Annotated in this window: 15 protein-coding genes and 1 riboswitch; of the genes, 6 read left to right on the forward strand and 9 right to left on the reverse strand. The window is 64.5% G+C overall.

What is annotated here, in order from left to right; translation table 11 throughout:
* Positions 1-59: 59 nt before the first annotated feature.
* The 3 genes from cpdA to NAO55_RS09415 all read right to left on the reverse strand — a co-directional run bounded on the left by cpdA (position 60) and on the right by NAO55_RS09415 (position 2,072).
* Positions 60-875 carry a 3',5'-cyclic-AMP phosphodiesterase gene (cpdA, locus tag NAO55_RS09405; protein WP_102838793.1) on the reverse strand — a complete coding sequence of 272 codons (816 nt, stop codon included), beginning with the start codon at positions 873-875 and terminating at the stop codon, positions 60-62.
* A 136-nt stretch (positions 876-1,011) separates the two neighbouring features.
* Positions 1,012-1,458, reverse strand: a complete 447-nt coding sequence (locus NAO55_RS09410; RefSeq protein ID WP_063540815.1) for a DUF1249 domain-containing protein — start codon at positions 1,456-1,458, stop codon at positions 1,012-1,014.
* Positions 1,455-2,072 carry an NUDIX domain-containing protein gene (locus NAO55_RS09415; protein WP_102838794.1) on the reverse strand — a complete coding sequence of 206 codons (618 nt, stop codon included), beginning with the start codon at positions 2,070-2,072 and terminating at the stop codon, positions 1,455-1,457. The genes NAO55_RS09410 and NAO55_RS09415 overlap by 4 nt, the downstream gene beginning before the upstream one ends.
* Before the next feature lie 213 nt (positions 2,073-2,285).
* Between NAO55_RS09415 and NAO55_RS09420 the strand changes: the two genes are divergently transcribed.
* Positions 2,286-3,023, forward strand: a complete 738-nt coding sequence (locus NAO55_RS09420; protein WP_102838795.1) for an RsiV family protein — start codon at positions 2,286-2,288, stop codon at positions 3,021-3,023.
* Positions 3,024-3,108: 85 nt separating this feature from the next.
* Here NAO55_RS09420 and thiC read toward each other — a convergent pair whose 3' ends face one another.
* On the reverse strand, positions 3,109-4,992 hold the full coding sequence (gene thiC / locus NAO55_RS09425; RefSeq protein WP_102838796.1) for a phosphomethylpyrimidine synthase ThiC: 1,884 nt from the start codon (positions 4,990-4,992) through the stop codon (positions 3,109-3,111).
* 96 nt (positions 4,993-5,088) lie between these two features.
* A riboswitch (TPP riboswitch) is annotated at positions 5,089-5,195 on the reverse strand.
* A gap of 174 nt (positions 5,196-5,369) precedes the next feature.
* Here thiC and NAO55_RS09430 point away from each other — a divergent pair.
* A complete protein-coding gene (locus tag NAO55_RS09430) occupies positions 5,370-6,824 on the forward strand; it encodes a TolC family outer membrane protein (protein ID WP_102838797.1) in 1,455 nt (484 codons plus the stop codon).
* 169 nt (positions 6,825-6,993) lie between these two features.
* On the opposite strand, the gene waaA is transcribed toward NAO55_RS09430, so the two are convergent.
* Positions 6,994-8,262, reverse strand: coding sequence for a lipid IV(A) 3-deoxy-D-manno-octulosonic acid transferase (gene waaA, locus NAO55_RS09435; RefSeq protein ID WP_102838798.1), 1,269 nt, complete (start codon positions 8,260-8,262; stop codon positions 6,994-6,996).
* Between the two features lie 112 nt (positions 8,263-8,374).
* On the opposite strand from waaA, the gene NAO55_RS09440 reads away from it, so the two are divergent.
* From NAO55_RS09440 to NAO55_RS09455, 4 genes are all read left to right on the forward strand, one after another.
* The gene (locus NAO55_RS09440) at positions 8,375-8,707 is read left to right on the forward strand and encodes a DMT family transporter (protein WP_102838799.1); all 333 of its coding nucleotides are present in this window, start codon (positions 8,375-8,377) and stop codon (positions 8,705-8,707) included.
* Between the two features lie 55 nt (positions 8,708-8,762).
* Positions 8,763-9,938 (forward strand): NAD(P)/FAD-dependent oxidoreductase, encoded by a 1,176-nt coding sequence (locus tag NAO55_RS09445; RefSeq protein ID WP_102838800.1) that lies wholly within the window; start codon positions 8,763-8,765, stop codon positions 9,936-9,938.
* Complete coding sequence (locus tag NAO55_RS09450; RefSeq protein WP_102838801.1) at positions 9,935-10,744, forward strand: aldo/keto reductase; 810 nt, start codon at positions 9,935-9,937, stop codon at positions 10,742-10,744. The genes NAO55_RS09445 and NAO55_RS09450 overlap by 4 nt, the downstream gene beginning before the upstream one ends.
* 90 nt (positions 10,745-10,834) lie before the next feature.
* Positions 10,835-11,722 carry a metal ABC transporter ATPase gene (locus tag NAO55_RS09455; protein WP_102838802.1) on the forward strand — a complete coding sequence of 296 codons (888 nt, stop codon included), beginning with the start codon at positions 10,835-10,837 and terminating at the stop codon, positions 11,720-11,722.
* A 72-nt stretch (positions 11,723-11,794) separates the two neighbouring features.
* Here the strand turns inward: NAO55_RS09455 and hldE are convergent, their stop codons facing one another.
* The 4 genes from hldE to msbA all read right to left on the reverse strand — a co-directional run bounded on the left by hldE (position 11,795) and on the right by msbA (position 17,410).
* Positions 11,795-13,216, reverse strand: coding sequence for a bifunctional D-glycero-beta-D-manno-heptose-7-phosphate kinase/D-glycero-beta-D-manno-heptose 1-phosphate adenylyltransferase HldE (hldE, locus tag NAO55_RS09460; protein WP_102838803.1), 1,422 nt, complete (start codon positions 13,214-13,216; stop codon positions 11,795-11,797).
* A 79-nt stretch (positions 13,217-13,295) separates the two neighbouring features.
* Positions 13,296-14,690, reverse strand: coding sequence for a PIG-L deacetylase family protein (locus NAO55_RS09465; RefSeq protein WP_102838804.1), 1,395 nt, complete (start codon positions 14,688-14,690; stop codon positions 13,296-13,298).
* A 3-nt stretch (positions 14,691-14,693) separates the two neighbouring features.
* The gene (locus NAO55_RS09470; RefSeq protein WP_102838805.1) at positions 14,694-15,590 is read right to left on the reverse strand and encodes a GNAT family N-acetyltransferase; all 897 of its coding nucleotides are present in this window, start codon (positions 15,588-15,590) and stop codon (positions 14,694-14,696) included.
* Positions 15,590-17,410, reverse strand: a complete 1,821-nt coding sequence (gene msbA / locus NAO55_RS09475) for a lipid A export permease/ATP-binding protein MsbA (RefSeq protein WP_102838806.1) — start codon at positions 17,408-17,410, stop codon at positions 15,590-15,592. Before msbA ends, NAO55_RS09470 begins: the two co-directional genes overlap by 1 nt.
* Positions 17,411-17,442 lie beyond the last annotated feature (32 nt).

Genomic DNA, 17,442 nt, shown 5'->3' on the forward strand with positions numbered 1-17,442 from the left:
TACGCCTGCCCCGAACCGATCCGCCGACCAAACGTTATGCAGCGCGAGCTGCTGTACGCTCAATAGCCCTTGACGCTGTAATCCACTTCGAAGGCGATGCCGCTGACCCGCGACACAGCCGTTTCCAGTCTCCCGTCGGCATACAGACGGAGCCAGCGATAACCCGGTGCCGCGCTATCGACCTGGAAGTCCTCGCTCTGCGGCGTGAACTGCACGCCCGTCGACGGCGTGGCTAGCAGCCGAACCCCATTGCGCGACTGATCGAACGCCTGATGGATGTGGCCCCAAAGCAGCGCACGCACGTTGTCGTGGCGGTCCAGCACCTCGAACAGCGCCTCGGGATTGCGCAGCCCGATGCTGTCCATCCAGCGGCTGCCAATGGATACGGGATGGTGATGCAAACAAACCAGGTGATGCCGCTCGGGCGCCTCGCCCAGGGCGCGATGCAGCAGCTCGAGTTGATCGCCGCGCAGCATGCCATACACCGAGCCTGCAACCAGGGTGTCGAGCATCACGACGCGCCAGCCACCGATCTCAAGCACCGGCTCCATCAGCTCACTGCCACGGGTGGCCTCGCGCATGGCGCCGAGATCGTCATGGTTGCCGGGACACCAGCGCGCTGGCGCCTCGATGCGCCCGGCCAACTGGCGGAAGCGCTGGTAGGACGCCACCGAGCCGTCCTGGGACAGATCACCGGTAGCCAGGATCAGGTCGATGCGCGGCTGCTCTTCGATGGCCAGCTCGACCACCCGCTTCAGACTGTCACAGGTATTCATGCCCAGCAGCTTGCCGTCCGCTTCGGCAAACAGGTGGCTATCGGTGAGCTGCACCAGCAGAACCGAATCTTCAACAGCAGTCAGGGGCGCACCAGGCAAGGCCCTTCTCCTTGAGCGAAATCGCAACGGAATTATGGTAGGAGCCCATCCGGAGGGTAAACCTCGGGTTGTGGGCCTGGGTCACAGAACCGCGTTGCGATGCCCGTGTGCCTGCTTCGTCAATCGATCAACGGCTTCAGAGCACGGGCTCCAGCTCATGGCCACAGGCCAGGCAGTGCCCCAGCCACTCGCCGAGAAAGAGATTGAGCTGGTTCTTCTCATCAGGCTGGTGCATCTGCGCGTTGGGGTAGTGATAGATGCCGCGGAAGCGCCGGGCATTCTCGGCACGAACCACTTCGGCCATGCGTGCATCGTGATAGACGCGCACTTCCATCTTCGGCACAGGCAACCAGGTCAGGCAGTGCTCCTGGCTCACCCGCACGGTGGTGGTGTAAGGGCAGCTCTCCAGCACTTCGAGTACCAGTACGCCAAGCAGCAGGTCACCCTGGCTGATAGCGATGCGCCGCGCTTCGCAGCCGCTGCGCATGCCCGGCAACAGACGCATCAGACGCAGATAGTTGGCTTCGCAGGCCGCCTGCAGTTCGAGCAGATCGACTCGGTATCGCTCGCGCGTCTTTCTCATGTCCACGCCCCCCGCACCTGCTCTCGATTCAAGGCCAGCCACTGCAGTGCAATGATGCTGGCCGCGTTGTCGATTCGACCGTCGGAAATGGCGCGCAGTGCCTCTTGCAACGACCAGACATGCACACGGATGTCCTCGCCCTCTTCGGCCAGCCCGAACACACCATCGACCCCTTCGCTGTCGCAGCGGCCTATATAGAGGTGTACGCGCTCGTCGCTGCCGCCCGGCGATGGAAAGTAACGCGTAATCGGCCACAACTCGCCCAGCTCCAGCCCGGCCTCTTCCACCGCCTCGCGACGGGCGACTTGATCCGGCGCCTCGTCTTTGTCGATCAGCCCGGCGACCAGTTCGATCAGCCAGGGATTGTCGACCTTGCCCAGCGCCCCGACACGAAACTGCTCGATCAGCACCACACGGTCGCGCAGCGGATCGTAGGGCAGCACGCATACGGCATCGTGGCGCACGAACAGTTCGCGGCTCAACTCGGCGCCCATGGCACCACTGAACTGACGGTGGCGCAGGTGGACGCGCTCCAGCCGATAGAAACCGCTGAAGCATTGCTCTCGACGGAGGATCTGGACATCATCCGGACCGGGTTTGAAGGTCTCGCTCATGGGTACCACTCATATCGGTTTGATTCGCGCCTTGCCGGCGGCGAATGACTGCAACCGTCACGTCGTGAGCGGCTTTGTGGCCATCCTAACGCGGCATCGTCTCTGACGCAGCCCTTTGCAGACCGCCGTAACCGAAGAACGCTCCACTGCGCCAGCGCACGAACTTCGCGCAAGCGCGGCGATCGAAAGCGCACTGTCATCCCTGGACCAACCATGTATTCAATCGCATCCATCCGCCACCTCATCCTGCTGGGCAGCCTTTTCCTGCTGCTCGGCGGCTGCCAGCACCTGGTCGCCGAACGCCCCGTCGAAGTCCGTCAAATCGTCACCGAGCATCGCCCCCAAGGCTGCGAGGGCGACAGCTGCCCACTGGTGAACATCGATACCCTGACCTTTGCCGACGAACCTGTACTCGACCGCCTGATCGATGCACGGCTGCGGCGGATGACCATCAACGGCCCGGATGACCGTCTGCCCGCGTCGCTAGAGGATTACCAGCAGCGCTTTCTGAGCACCGCCGAGCCGGGCTGGAGCAGCTACCTGCAGGCCAAGCTGCGCGAGCAGCACGGCGACATCCTGGTGGTCGAGTTCTCCAGCTACCTGTATGTCGGCGGCGCCCACGGCATGCCCGGGCGTGGCTTCATCAACTACGATCGCGAGCAGAACCGCGAGCTGCGCCTGGAAGACCTGCTGATTCCGGGGCAGGAAGGTAACTTCTGGCGCGTCGCACGCCAGGCGCACCAGCGTTGGCTGGTGGAGAACGAACACGATCAGGACGCCGAGTTCGTCGACTTCTGGCCCTTCCAGCAGACGCCGAATATTGCGCTGCTGAAGGACAGCGTGTTGCTCAAGTACGACGTCTACAGCATCGCGCCCTACTCCAGCGGTCACCCGGAGCTGTTCATTCCCCACGAACAGCTCAAGGGCATTCTGAAAGCCGAATATCTCTGAGGATACGAAGCGGGCCGGCATCCGCCGGCCCGCTTCGACTCGCCTACAGGCAGTCGGTCACACCTCGCCGATCACACCCCGCCGGTCACACCTGCTTGTAGATCACCGAACCCTCGTCCTTGAAGCGCGAGGACTGCTCGGCGAAACCCGCCTCGATGGCCTTCTGCTCGTCGGTCAGGCCGTGCTCGGCAGCGTACTCGCGCACCTCCTGGGTGATCTTCATGGAGCAGAACTTCGGTCCGCACATGGAGCAGAAATGCGCCACCTTCGCCGATTCCTTCGGCAGCGTCTCGTCGTGGAAGGCACGCGAGGTGTCCGGGTCCAGGCCGAGGTTGAACTGGTCTTCCCAGCGGAACTCGAAGCGCGCCTTGGACAGGGCGTTGTCGCGAATCTGCGCACCCGGATGGCCCTTGGCCAGATCCGCCGCGTGCGCGGCGATCTTGTAAGTGATGATGCCGGTCTTCACGTCATCCTTGTTCGGCAGGCCGAGGTGCTCCTTCGGCGTCACGTAGCAGAGCATGGCGCAGCCGAACCATCCAATCATCGCCGCACCGATGCCGCTGGTGATGTGGTCGTAGCCCGGGGCGATGTCGGTGGTCAACGGGCCGAGGGTGTAGAACGGCGCCTCGTCGCAGCATTCGAGCTGCTTGTCCATGTTCTCCTTGATCATGTGCATCGGCACATGGCCGGGGCCTTCGATCATGCATTGCACGTCGTGCTTCCAGGCGATCTTGGTCAGTTCGCCGAGGGTCTCCAGCTCGCCGAACTGCGCGGCGTCGTTGGCGTCGGCAATCGAGCCCGGACGCAGGCCGTCGCCGAGGCTGAAGCTGACGTCGTAGGCCTTCATGATTTCGCAGATCTCCTCGAAGTGGGTATAGAGGAAATTCTCCTGGTGATGCGCCAGGCACCACTTGGCCATGATCGAGCCGCCGCGGCTGACGATGCCGGTCACGCGCTTGGCAGTCAGCGGCACGTAGCGCAGCAGCACGCCGGCGTGGATGGTGAAGTAGTCCACGCCCTGCTCGGCCTGCTCGATCAGCGTGTCGCGGAACAGCTCCCAGGTCAGATCCTCGGCGATGCCATTGACCTTCTCCAGCGCCTGGTAGATCGGCACGGTGCCGATCGGTACCGGCGAGTTGCGGATGATCCACTCGCGGGTCTCGTGGATGTGCTTGCCGGTGGACAGGTCCATCACGGTGTCCGAGCCCCAGCGAATGCCCCAGGTCAGCTTGGCCACTTCTTCCTCGATGGAGGAGCCCAGCGCCGAGTTGCCGATGTTGCCGTTGATCTTCACCAGGAAGTTGCGGCCGATGATCATCGGCTCCAGCTCGGTGTGGTTGATGTTGGCCGGGATGATGGCGCGGCCGCGCGCGACTTCCGAGCGGACGAATTCGGGGGTGATCTCCTTGGGAATCGCGGCGCCGAAGCTCTGCCCGGCATGCTGCTCGGCCAGCAGGCCGGCTTCGCGCGCCTCGGCGAGCTTCATGTTCTCGCGGATGGCGACGTACTCCATCTCCGGAGTGATGATGCCCTTCTTCGCATAGTGCATCTGGCTCACGTTGTGCCCGGCCTTGGCGCGGCGCGGGTTGCGCACATGGGCGAAGCGCATGGCGGATAGTTCGGCATCGTTGAGGCGGCGCTGGCCGAACTCGGAGGACAACCCCGGCAGCTTCTCGGTGTCGCCGCGGTCCTCGATCCAGGCACTGCGCACGTCGGCCAGGCCCTTGCGCACGTCGATGGTGACGTTCGGGTCGGTGTAAGGGCCGGAGGTGTCGTAGACGGTGACCGGCGCGTTGATCTCGCCGCCGAAGTCGGTGGGTGTCACGTCCAGGCTGATCTCGCGCATGGGTACGCGGATGTCCGGACGTGAACCCTGCACATAGATTTTCTGCGAACGCGGGAAGGGTTGAATGGACTGCTGGTCGACCTGGGCGGATTCACTCAGGTTCTTGTTGCTTTGCACGCTCATCGGCTTCTCCTGGGATGTGTCGGAGCGAACCTGAGCAACACGGCGGATCAAGGGCGTCGGGCACCGCAACTGCGGTGGAGAGACTCGTCACGTTCTAGACGAGGACATCTTGTTCCCTACGCAGGCCTTAACCTGATCAGGTTCAACGGGATCCGGAACTTTCCGATCTCAGCCTTCGCTTCAAGGCACCCCGACAAGAACGCCGTCGAGTCTAATCAAGACCTTGGGCGAACACCATGGCAATGGCGAAACTAGTCGACCGTTCGGTCATTTGACCGGGCCGCCACGGGCACCACACAGCAGGCGCACGCGCGCCTTGACCCTCTGACAGCTGCCGCTTAGCCTTGCCCATCAGCTCTATTCAGGATGGACCCAACATGCTGCGCAGACTCCCCCTGGCTCTCGCCGTGGCCACCCTCACTGCCGGAGGGGCCTGGGCGCAGGAGACCATCCCCCTCGCCAGCAAGACCGATCTGGTCAGCGTCTATCAGCAAGCCGTCAACAACAACGCCGACCTGGCTGCAGCGCGCGCGCAGTTTCGCGCGCGCCAGGAAGTCGTGCCGCAGGCCCGCGCCGGCCTGCTGCCCAATCTCAGCGCCGGTGCCGAGCTGAGTGACACCGAAACGGACGTCGATACCAGCATGGGCTCCACCTCGCTGTCGCGCAGCGGTACCGTCTATCAGGCGACGCTGAGCCAGCCGATCTTCCGTGCCGACCGCTGGTTCCAGCTCAAGGCCGCGGAAGCCGTGAGCGAGCAGGCCGCAATCGAATACTCCATCGCCGAGCAGGACCTGATCCTGCAGAGCGCCCAGGCCTACTTCGCCGTACTGCGCGCGCAGGACAACCTGGCGGCGGTCAAAGCCGAGGAAGCCGCGTTCAAGCGCCAGCTCGATCAGGCCAACGAACGCTTCGAGGTCGGCCTTTCCGACAAGACCGATGTACTCGAGGCCCAGGCCGGTTTCGATACCGCACGCGCCAATCGCTCCATCGCCCAGCGCCAGGTCGAGGATGCCTTCCAGGCACTGTACACCCTGACCAACCGCGAATTCCTGGCGCTGGAAGGCATCCGCCACACCTTGCCGGTCCTGGCGCCAGTGCCAAACGAGGCCAAGGCCTGGGTCGATACGGCGACGCGGCAGAACCTCAATCTGCTGGCGGTCAATTACGCCGTGACCGCCGCCGAGGAGACCCTGCGCCAGCGCCGCGCCGGCCATGCGCCGACGCTCGACGCCGTGGCCTCCTACCGCAAGGGCGACAACGACGCCTTGGGCTTCAGCAACAGCCAGAGCATCCCGGGCTTCGACATGCCGCGCTACACCGGCGACGTCGAGCAGCGCAGCATCGGCCTGCAGCTGAACATCCCGCTCTACAGCGGCGGGCTGACCACGTCGCAGAGCCGCGAGGCCTATTACCAGTTGAGTCAGAGTGAGCAGCAGCGCGAAAGCCTGCGCCGCCAGGTGGTGGAAGCCACGCGCAACCTGCACCGTGCGGTCAACACCGATATCGAACAGGTTCTGGCCCGCCGGCAGTCGATCATCTCCAACCAGAGTGCGCTGGAAGCCACCGAGATCGGCTATCAGGTCGGCACCCGCAACATCGTCGATGTGCTCGACACCCAGCGGCGCCTGTATGCCGCCGTGCGCGACTACAACAATGCCCGCTACGACTACATTCTCGACAACCTGCGCCTGAAGCAGGCGGCCGGCACGCTGAACCCGGACGACCTGCAGCAGCTGGCGGCCTACCTGAAACCCGATTACAACCCGGACACCGACTTCCTGCCGCCGGATCTGCCACAGACCATCGGTCAGCCGGTACGGGTGGATTATTGAGCAGGGGGCTCGCTTGAACCGTGGCTTGGTGGGCTAAAGCCCACCCTACGACCCGAACGCTTAGTCGGTAGGGTGGGTTTTAGCCCACCGGGTTCTTACACCTGGATGGCGGCTATCGCCCGCGCCGGCAATCGACCCGTTTTGTTCCACGCAAGGCCAGACGCACCTGCTAGCCGAGCAGCCTCGCCAGCCCCGTCAGCAGACGCTGCAAGGCCCCCTGATTGGCCTTGAGCACGCCCAGCCCGGCGTCACGCATCCGTTGCGCGGCAGCCGGATCACGCCAGATCTCACCGACAGCATCAGCCAGCTGACCGGCATCCTGTACTTCGCGCAGGGCGCCGGCATCGCGCAGTTGCGCGGAGATTTCGAGAAAGTTGAACAGATGCGGGCCACTGAGCACCGGCTTGCCCAACGCTGCAGGCTCCAGCAGGTTGTGCCCGCCGTTGGGCACCAGGCTGCCACCGACGAAGGCCACGTCGGCCAGGGCATAGAGAAACAGCAGCTCGCCCATGGTGTCGCCGACCAGCACCTGCGTGCCGGCGCCAACAGCCTCGCCCGTCGAGCGGCGCACCGCGGCAAAGCCTTCCTTGCACGCCAGTTCATACACCGAGATGAAGCGCTCCGGATGCCGTGGTACCAGCAGCAGCTGGGCCTGCGGGAACCGCTCCAGCAAGCGTCGGTGCGCGGCCAGGATGATTTCGTCCTCGCCGGCATGGGTGCTGGCGGCGATCCACAGCGGCCGATCCCGCGCCGCCCATTGATCGCGCAAATCGGTCGCCCGCGCCAGCAGTGCCGGGTCGATGGTCAGGTCGAACTTGATCGAGCCAGTCACTTCGACGCATTCGTGGCGTGCGCCGAGCTGGCGAAAACGCTCGGCTTCAGCCTCTGTCTGCACGGCGATCAGGCTCAGCTCGGCCAGCATTGGCGCGGTCAGCCGGGCGAAGCGCGCGTAGCCGCGGGCCGAACGTTCGGACAGCCGCGCGTTGGCCAGCGCCACGGGTATGCCGCGCCGGGCGCACTGATGGATATGGTTGGGCCAGAGCTCGGTCTCCATCACCACTGCCAGCTTCGGCTGCAGGCGATCAAGAAAGCGCGCCGCGGTCCAGGGCAGGTCATAGGGCAGGTAGCAATGCTGCACGCTGTCTCCGAACAGCGCCTGGATGCGCTCGGAGCCGGTCGGGGTCATGCAGGTGATGGTGATCGGCAGGTGCGGGTAGCGTGCCATCAGCTCACGGACCATCGGCGCCGCGGCGATGCTTTCGCCCACCGAGACCGCATGCACCCAGATGCCACCCGGACGCAACCGCGGCAAACCGAAGGCGAAACGCTCGCCGATACGACGGGAGTAGGCCGGGGCGCGCCAGGCGCGCCACAGCAGGCGCAGGAACACCAGCGGCAGGGCGAGGTGAAACAACAGGGTATAGAGGGTGCGATTCATGGGCGCGGAGCTTAGCAAGCTGCCTGCTCGCGAGCCATAACCGCCCTGCCGGCGAACTTGTTGGCGAGGTCGGAACCGAACGAAGTTGCCCGCCCATAATCAGGATCTCGCCATGTCCGGCTACGTTTACCTGGCCATCGCCATCTGCGCCGAGGTGGTCGCCACCACCTCGATGAAGGCGCTGGCCGGCTTCAGTCGCCCGCTGCCACTGCTCCTGGTGGTGACCGGCTACAGCCTGTCGTTCTGGATGCTCGCGCTGGTGGTGCGGACCATCCCGGTGGGCATCGCCTATGCCATCTGGGCCGGGCTCGGCATCGTGCTGGTCAGCGTCGCCGCGGCGCTGCTCTATCGTCAGTACCTGGACCTGCCGGCGGTACTGGGCATGGGGCTGATCATCGCCGGTGTGGTGGTCATCCAGTTGTTCTCCCGCAGCGCAGGCCACTAAGCTGCCGGCGGACTGCAGTTATACTGCGCGACCGTTTACCCAATGAGGTCTGCACATGCCCGAATCCCTCAGCACCGACGTCCTGATCGTTGGCGGCGGCGTCGCCGGCCTTTGGCTGAACGCGCGCCTGCGCCGACTGGGTTTTGCCACCCTGCTGGCCGACAAGGGAGCACTGGGCGGCGGGCAGAGCGTGAAGTCCCAGGGCATCATCCATGGCGGCACCAAGTACGCGCTGAGCGGTGCGCTCACCGGTGCCTCCGAGGCGATTGCGGACATGCCGCGGCGCTGGCGCGAAGCGCTCGAAGGCAAGGGCGAGCTGGACCTCAGCGGCGTGCGTCTGTTGTCCGATGCGCACTACCTGTGGTCGCCAGGCACCCTGGCCGGCAACCTCACCAGCTTCTTCGCCAGCAAGGCGGTGCGCTCGCGGGTCGGCCAGGTCAAGGGCGATGAGCTGCCGCCTGCGCTGCAGCATCCACGCTTCAAGGGCAAGGTCTATCGGCTCAGCGAGCTGGTGCTGGACGTGCCCAGCCTGATCGCCCGCCTGGCCGAGCTGGCTGGTGACAGCCTGCTGGCCTGCCAGCAGATCGAACCACTGCTCGACGACAACGAGCTGGTCGGGTTGCGCGTCGATGGTCGCGAGATCCGCGCCCAGCGCATCGTGTTCAGCGCTGGTGGCGGGACTGCCGAGCTGCTCGCGTCGCTCGGCCTGCAACAACCGGCCATGCAGCGCCGTCCGCTGCACATGGTCATCGTCAAGGCGCCCACGCTCAAGCCGCTCTATGCCCATTGCCTGGGCGGCGGCACCAAACCGCGGATCACGGTCACCAGCCATCCGACAGCGGACGGCGAGTGGGTCTGGTATCTCGGCGGCGACCTGGCCGAAGCCGATGGCGTGGCACGCGACGAAGCCGCTCAGATCGCGGTCGCGAAAAAGGAACTGGCCGAACTGGTGCCCTGGATCGACCTGTCCTCCGCGCAGTGGGCCACGCTGCGTATCGACCGCGCCGAGCCTGCGCAATCGGCGCTCGCCCGTCCGGACAACGCCTTCCTTGCCGAGCAGGGCCGGCTGCTGGTCGGTTGGCCGACCAAGCTGGCCCTGTCCCCCGACTTTTCCGACCGCGTCGAAGCCGCCCTCGCCCGTGACGGCATTCGCCCAGGCCAACATCCTGCGTTACCGGAACTGCCGCGACCACCGCTGACCGGCCCGTTCTGGGAGGGCCTGCTGCCATGAACGCAACGCTGCATGACCTGCACCGCCCGCTGGGCAGCACCGGCCTGCGCATTTCGCCGTTGGGTCTGGGCACGGTCAAGCTGGGTCGCGACCAGGGCGTGAAGTACCCCAGCGGCTTCGCCATCCCCGACGATGACCAGGCCCGCCAGCTGCTGACCTTGGCCCGCGAACTGGGTATCAACCTGATCGACACCGCGCCGGCCTACGGGGTCAGCGAAGAACGGCTCGGCCCGTTGCTGGCAGGCCAGCGCGAGGACTGGGTGATCGTCAGCAAGGTTGGCGAGGAGTTCGAGAACGGCCAGTCGCGCTTCGACTTTTCTGCCACCCACACGCGCTTCTCGGTGGAGCGCAGCCTCAAGCGCCTGCGTACCGACCGCATCGAGTTGGTGCTGGTGCACTCGGACGGCAACGACCTCGATATCCTGCAGCACACCGAGGTCTACCAGGCCCTGGCCGAACTCAAGCGCGAGGGCAAGATCCTCGCCTTCGGCCTGTCCGGCAAGACGGTCGATGGTGGGCTGCTTGCGCTGCAGCAGGGCGACTGCGCGATGGTGACCTACAACCTCAACGAGCAGGCCGAACTACCGGTCCTCGACTACGCTGCTGCACACGGCAAGGGCATCCTGATCAAGAAAGCCCTGGCCAGCGGTCATGCCTGCCTCAAGCCAGGCGACGACCCGGTCCGCCGCAGTTTCGAGCTGCTGTTCGGTCACCCAGGTGTCAGCGGCGCGATCATCGGCACTATCAATCCGCAGCATTTGACGGCTAACGTACGGACTGCTGCTGCCGTTCTGACCGGCAACTGAAACGGTCCTGGCGGCAACGTTCATCCGCTGCGCGGAAGCGCATTGCGCTGATGCCGCGCGGTTACTTTCTTCGCCGCAAGGAGAAACCGAATGCCAAGAGTTCTGGTGCGCAAGAGCCCTGCCGCATTCAAGACTCTGCCTCTCTACGTCGAGGCCAGCCAGGACAACCTGAGCTACCAGAGTCTGGGCCGGCCGTTGAACTTCAGCGAAGTGATCGAGCGCCGCCGCCCGGTGGAGGTGTCCGATCCGGGCCGTTTTGCCATTGAACTGGCCAATCTCGGCGTCTCGGTGCGTCTGACCATGAGCTGGCAGGGCCGCGAATACTGGGTACTGGTCCGTCAGCAGCGGCCGGACCGCGGCGACGTTGTACTCAAGCTGATCTCCGGCTACATCCCGGCCCATGAGCTGAACCTGCCGCTGCTTACCGCCATCCAGGAAATTGCCGAAGAATGCCTGCTGGAAACTCCTGAAGGCTGGCTCGCCGGGCGTTTCGGCGATACCTGGCTGCCCACGCCGTACCAGGCCAGCCTGCACTACCGCGATGCGGTGCACTTCAAGCTCGCCTCGCAATCCGGCGCCACGCGCCCGGTACAGTGCGGCAACATGGTGCTGATGGAGCGTCCTCGCGCCTATGTGCACCTGCCGACCGCATCGTTGCAGCTGGTCTATGACATGCGCATGGAACTACCGAAAGAGGCGCGTCAGCTGAGCCTGTTCCACGTCGACGAGCGCCTGGAAGACGGACAACTGGTTGCGCGCCTGGAGCGCAGCCGGCCCGACATCTACCTGATACCGCTGCAGCAGGGCCAGCCGCAGGATCAGCTGTTGCAACTGCGCAATGGCCAATTCAGCCCGGTGAACACTCGCGGCCTGTGGCTATCGGAAAGCTTTGCGCCGCAGGAAGGCTGGGTAGTGCGCGACGAGCGCGTTCGCTGGCGGGATTGGTGGGCGGCACGGCCGATGGCAGCCGCCCGTTAACGCGTAGTGGGTAGCCGCGCAAAGCGGCTATCCACCTACTGACGCGATACGCGATAGGCGTATCCAAAGGACTCAGCGGCTGCGAATCTTCTCGACGATGGCGGTGGTCGAGCTGTTTTCCACCAGCCCCAGCACCTTCACCACACCGCCGTAGGACTTGACCAGATCGGCACCGACGACCTGATCGACGCCATAGTCGCCGCCCTTGACCAGCACATCGGGACGGACCTGGGCCAGCAGGGTTTCCGGCGTGTCCTCGGCGAAGCACACCACCCAATCCACCGCTTCCAGACCGGCCAGCACCGCCATGCGTCGATCCACCGAGTTGATCGGCCGGCCCGGGCCTTTGAGGCGGCTCACCGAGCCATCATCGTTCACCGCCACCACCAGCCGGTCGCCCTGGGCGCGGGCCTGCTCGAGGTAGGTCACATGACCGGCGTGCAGGATGTCGAAACAGCCATTGGTGAAGACGATTTTCTCGCCCTCGGCGCGGGCATCCTCGACTGCGGTGAGCAGCTGTTCGACGGTCATCACGCCACGCTCGGAGCCTTCCTCGCGTTGCACCGCGCGGCGCAGCTCCGGCGCGCTGATGCAGGCGGTGCCCAGCTTGCCGACCACGATACCGGCGGCCAGGTTGGCCAGTGCCACGGCCTGTGGCAGTTCCTCGCCAGCCGCAATCGCAGCGGCCAGCGTCGAGATGACGGTATCGCCGGCACCGGTGACATCGAACACCTCGCGGGCACGGGCCGGCAGGTGCAGCGGTGCGTGATCAGGGCGCAGCAGGGTCATGCCGTGCTCGCCACGGGTGACCAGCAACGCATCCAGCTCGAGCCGGCTCATCAGCTCGGCCCCCTTGCTGACCAACTCGGCCTCGTCGGCACAATGCCCGACGATCGCCTCGAATTCGCCCAGGTTCGGCGTGATCAGCGTGGCACCGCGGTAGATGTCGAAATCCTTGCCCTTGGGATCGGCCAGCACCGGAATGCCACGCTGCCGCGCCGCCTGGATCAGCGCCTGATGGTTCTTCAGCGCGCCCTTGCCGTAGTCCGACAGTACCAGCACCTTGACCCCGGCCAGCAGCCCTTCCACTTCGGCCAGCAACGCGGCCGGATCGGTGTTGAACGGCTCCTCGAAATCCATGCGCAGCAGTTGCTGATGGCGACTCATCACCCGCAGCTTGACGATGGTGGGCTGGTCATCGATGCACTGGAAATGCGCCTGCACACCGGCAGCCGCGAGGCTGTCAGCCAGGCTCTGACGCGCCTCGTCCTCGCCGGTCACACCCACCAGCGCCGCGGCAGACCCCAACGCCGCGATGTTCAGCGCGACGTTGGCCGCACCGCCTGGGCGATCTTCGATCTGCTCGACCTTCACCACCGGCACCGGTGCCTCGGGCGAGATCCGCGACGTACCGCCATGCCAGTAACGATCGAGCATGACGTCACCGACCACCAGAACGGCGGCTTGGTCGAAACGGGGCATGGACAGCTTCATTGGGGCTCCGATGACTGACAGAAAACGGCGGCGATCATAACATGCGGGCCGTGCTGATCCGGCCAGTGTGTCAACGCTGCTAAAGCTTGCGCACCCAGAATAGCTCGTGTCTGCGCACTGCCTTGCGGAAAAACTCGTCATCGCCGGTGGACGGCCAGCGGCGACCGGCGAGGGCGGCCTGGATCAGGCGGCGCAGGCGCTTCTTGAGCGGCAAAGGACCCTGCAGATCGTGTTGCATCGCCAGCGCCATGGCCTTGTTCAGCCGAGCCTCGGAATCCAGCGTCGGGCTCCATAGGCGATCGGCCGGCAGCGGCTCGATGGCGGGCGGCAAAGCCACGCCGCCATCAGCCGGACCCATCGGCCAGCGGTCATTATCGTGCAGGTGGTTGGCGTACAACAGCAGTGTTTCCGGCAGCCAGTCGCCCTCCTCCATGGCCTGATACAAGGCCTGGGTGGCAGCCACATGGTCAGCGTGAGGATCCAGTTCGGGGTGCGGTGTGACCACCACCTCAGGGCGAAAATGGGTGAGCAGAACCCGCAGATCGGCCTGCAGATTGTCCCAACTGGGCACACCGTCCACGTCCGCGGGCAACAGCAGCGGATTGTGCCGGCGCACGCTGCGCACGTCCTGTTCACCGGATTCGCGCGAACCGAACGGCGTCTGCGGGTCGGCAGCCATGGCGGGCAGCTGCAGGCAGTAATAGCCCAGCTGGACGCACCGCGACTGCGGCACGCCGCCCCACAACGGCACCGCCAGGCTATCCCAGGTGCGCAACCGCCCCTTGAGCCTGGCGGCAGATGCATCGTCCAGACCCAGCCGACGGTATCTGTCGGCTTCGATCTCACCCTGGGTCAGGGTCACGATGGCCACATCGCGTGCCCGACTGTACAGACCGAAAGCGGCCAGCTCGGCATCGTCGGCGTGCGGGGCGACGATCAGCACGCGGCGCTCGGAATAATCCGGGTTGCGCATCGCAAAGAGCGTCGCCTCGCCGGACAGGCGACAGAAGCGCCCGCTGACACGCAGCACACCGCCACTCAGCGGCCCATGCTGGCCGGACAGGTTGAGATAGCGCCGGCCGGCAACGCCCCGCTCGAAATCCTGACGGTCGTCACCGACCCACACCTGCGGATCAAGCCACCGCCCCAGCCAGCTGGCCTTGAGCTCGATCTCGAGAATAAGCGTATCCGCGGCTTCGAAGCGCTCCGGCGCCGTGATTCGGCCGCCGTCGATCCGCACCGGATAACGCTGGGCATCATCCGGGAATACATAGTCGTAATCGTCCTGAGGGCTGTAGAACAGGTGGTCGGCAAACCAGGCCTCATGAGCGATCCAGCCCAACACCAGCAAGAGCGGAACCAACCACCAAGCAACCAGCGCGCCGAGCAGCAGCAGCGCGACCAGCGCGACCAGCAGGGCGATGCGTTTGTGCTTGCGGTGGCGTCTAAGCAACTGCTGCTTGCGTGCACTCATGGCTCACACCTGATAGACCGGAACTCGGTGGCACCAGCGATCCTTGTACTCGCGATCCGCCCGGCCAAAGGAGTAACGCAGCGGTTTGCCCAACGCCCGCGCCTCGGCCCAGGCCGTCTGGGTGTTGACGAAGCTGAGCACGCTGCCTGGGCTGAAGTCCCGCTGCACCGGGTCGACACCGCCATTGATGTACTCGACGGACACCCACTTCGGCGACTCGACCCGATAGAGAACCTGGATGGCGATCGGCTGCTCGTCGAGAAGCACCACCGAGCCGGTCATGAACTCGCGCAGCAGCTCGAACACCTCGTGCAGATGCGCCCTCCCCGGCGCCTCGAAATTCCAGCGCCGTTGAAACAACTCGGCGTACATCGTCGCCTGCTCCGCCGCAGAGAAATCGAGCACGGGGCGAAGCGCACCGCCCGCCTCTTCCAGCAAACGCTGTTCGCGGCGCTGGTTGTATCGAAACTTCTTCGAGTACGCCTCCGGTTCGCGCGCCAGCGCCAGACCCTCCGGTTGCTCGCGCAAGGTGCTGATCGCGCCTGCATTGAGCTCTGACACGTAGCGCATGCGCTGGCGGACCGGAATCGCCGCCTGCTCAGCGACGGGCAGAATGATCTCGGCATTGCCCAGATCGAACAGCCCGCGCTTGCCGGTCTTTTTCAATACGTCCTTGGACAGCGCCAGATGGCGCCCCCAGCAGGGAACCGCGGCGATCAACTCGCCCTGCCGCTCCCAGGCCAGATAGCGCACCGGAATACCCGCAAGACCGGCCAAGCGCTCGACGACGGCCGGGTGAGTGGCAACGCTGCCGCCGTAGCGCTGCCAGATCTGCGCATAGGTGTCGGCATCGATCTCGCACCAGCCGCGCTCACGCCAGGTTTTCAGAAACTGCAGCATCAGACGCCCTGCTCGTCCGATACGTCGTCCTGAAACTGCGTCGCATGAAGCCTCGCGTAGGCACCGTTCGCCGCCAGCAGCTCGGCATGGGTGCCACGCTCGACGATGCGGCCCTGCTCCATCACCAGGATCAGATCGGCCTTCTCGATTGTGCTCAGGCGGTGAGCGATGACCAGCGTGGTGCGGCCCTGCATCACATGGTCCAGAGCCCCCTGGATATGCCGCTCGGACTCGGTATCCAGTGCCGAAGTCGCTTCGTCAAGAATCAGCACGGGGGCATTCTTGAGTAGTGCACGAGCAATCGCCAGGCGCTGTCGCTGTCCACCGGACAGCAGCACGCCGTTTTCCCCGACCAGAGTCTGATAGCCCTCGGGCATTTGTTCGATGAATTCGTCGGCGTAGGCGTCGCGCGCTGCACGGCGGATATTGTCCAGCGGCGCGCCAGCCAGATCGCCGTAGGCGATGTTATTGGCCACGGTATCGTTGAACAGGGTAACCTGCTGCGTCACCAAGGCGATATGCCGGCGCAGGTTGCGCAACGTGTAGGACTCGACGTCCGCGCCGTCCAGCAGGATATGGCCGGTCTCATGGTGGTAGAAACGCGGGATCAGATTGGCCAGTGTCGACTTGCCGCTGCCGGACCGACCGACCAGCGCGACCATCTGCCCGGGCTCCACGGTGAAGCTGATGTCGTGCAGCACCGGCTTGTCGCTGCCCGGGTAGACGAAATTGAGGTTGCGCACTTCCAGACGTCCGCTGACCGAGTCGCGCTCCAGCGTGCCAGTGTCGATCTCGGGCTGCTCGTCGAGCTGCTCGAAGATGCTCTCAGCGCCAGCGACACCTTTCTGAATGGTCGAACTGACTTCCGACAGCTGGCGGATCGGTTTGGGCAGCAAACCGGCCAGTGTGATGTAAGCGACCAGATCGCCCGCCGACGCATCGCCTCGCAGCAGCAGCACAAGGAACATCAGCACCGCCATGGCGCTGTAGATCACCAACTGCAAGCTCGGGGTGTACACCGCATTGGTCTTGACCATTTTCAATTGCTTGAATTTGTTCTGCTCACTGGCATTGAGGAAACGCTGCTTCTCATAGTCCTCACCACCAAAGCTGCGCACTACCCGATAGCCCTGAATACTCTCGGAAGTAATGTGGGTCACATCACCCATGCTGGCCTGGATCTTCTTGCTTTGCTTACGAAACTTCTTGCTTGTGCTGGTTACCATCACGCCGATGACCGGTAGGATGGCCACCATAACTAGAGTCAGTTTCCAGTTCATCCACAGCAGCGTGGCAAACAGAAAAAGCACCGTCATGCCCTCACGCACCACCACCTTGATCGCATCGGTGGCGGCGCCGGTGACCATGGTCACGTTGTAAGTGATTCGCGAGATCAGGTGCCCGGAGTTGTGGTTGTCGAAATAGCGATTGGGAAGGGTCAACAGGTTGTTGAACAGCGCCACGCGCAGGTCCTGCACCAAGCCCATGGAGACCTTGGCCAAGTAGTAGTTGCCTAGGAAGGAACCGATGCCCTGCCACAGGGCAATCAGCACGATCAGCAACGGCACGGCCTGCAACAGCTTGAGATGTGCCACCCAGGACGCATGCTCTAGCAACCAGGGCACGCCTGCGAACAAGCTGGCGTCTGGGTTGGACAGGCCGTCTACGAAGTACTTGAGGATGTAACCCAGCATCGGCTGGGTGGAAGCGAAGATCAGGAAGCCGAGGATGCTGATGGTGAACAGCCCCCAGTAGGGGACCACGTAGCGCAGCAACCGCAGATACACCTTCATGCTGGATTGCTGGTTGGAATTGCCCATTCGGCTCGCCTCACGCACTGGCAGGATTAGCA

The sequence above is a fragment of the Stutzerimonas frequens genome, from assembly GCF_024448335.1.
GTDB classification, from domain to species: domain Bacteria; phylum Pseudomonadota; class Gammaproteobacteria; order Pseudomonadales; family Pseudomonadaceae; genus Stutzerimonas; species Stutzerimonas frequens.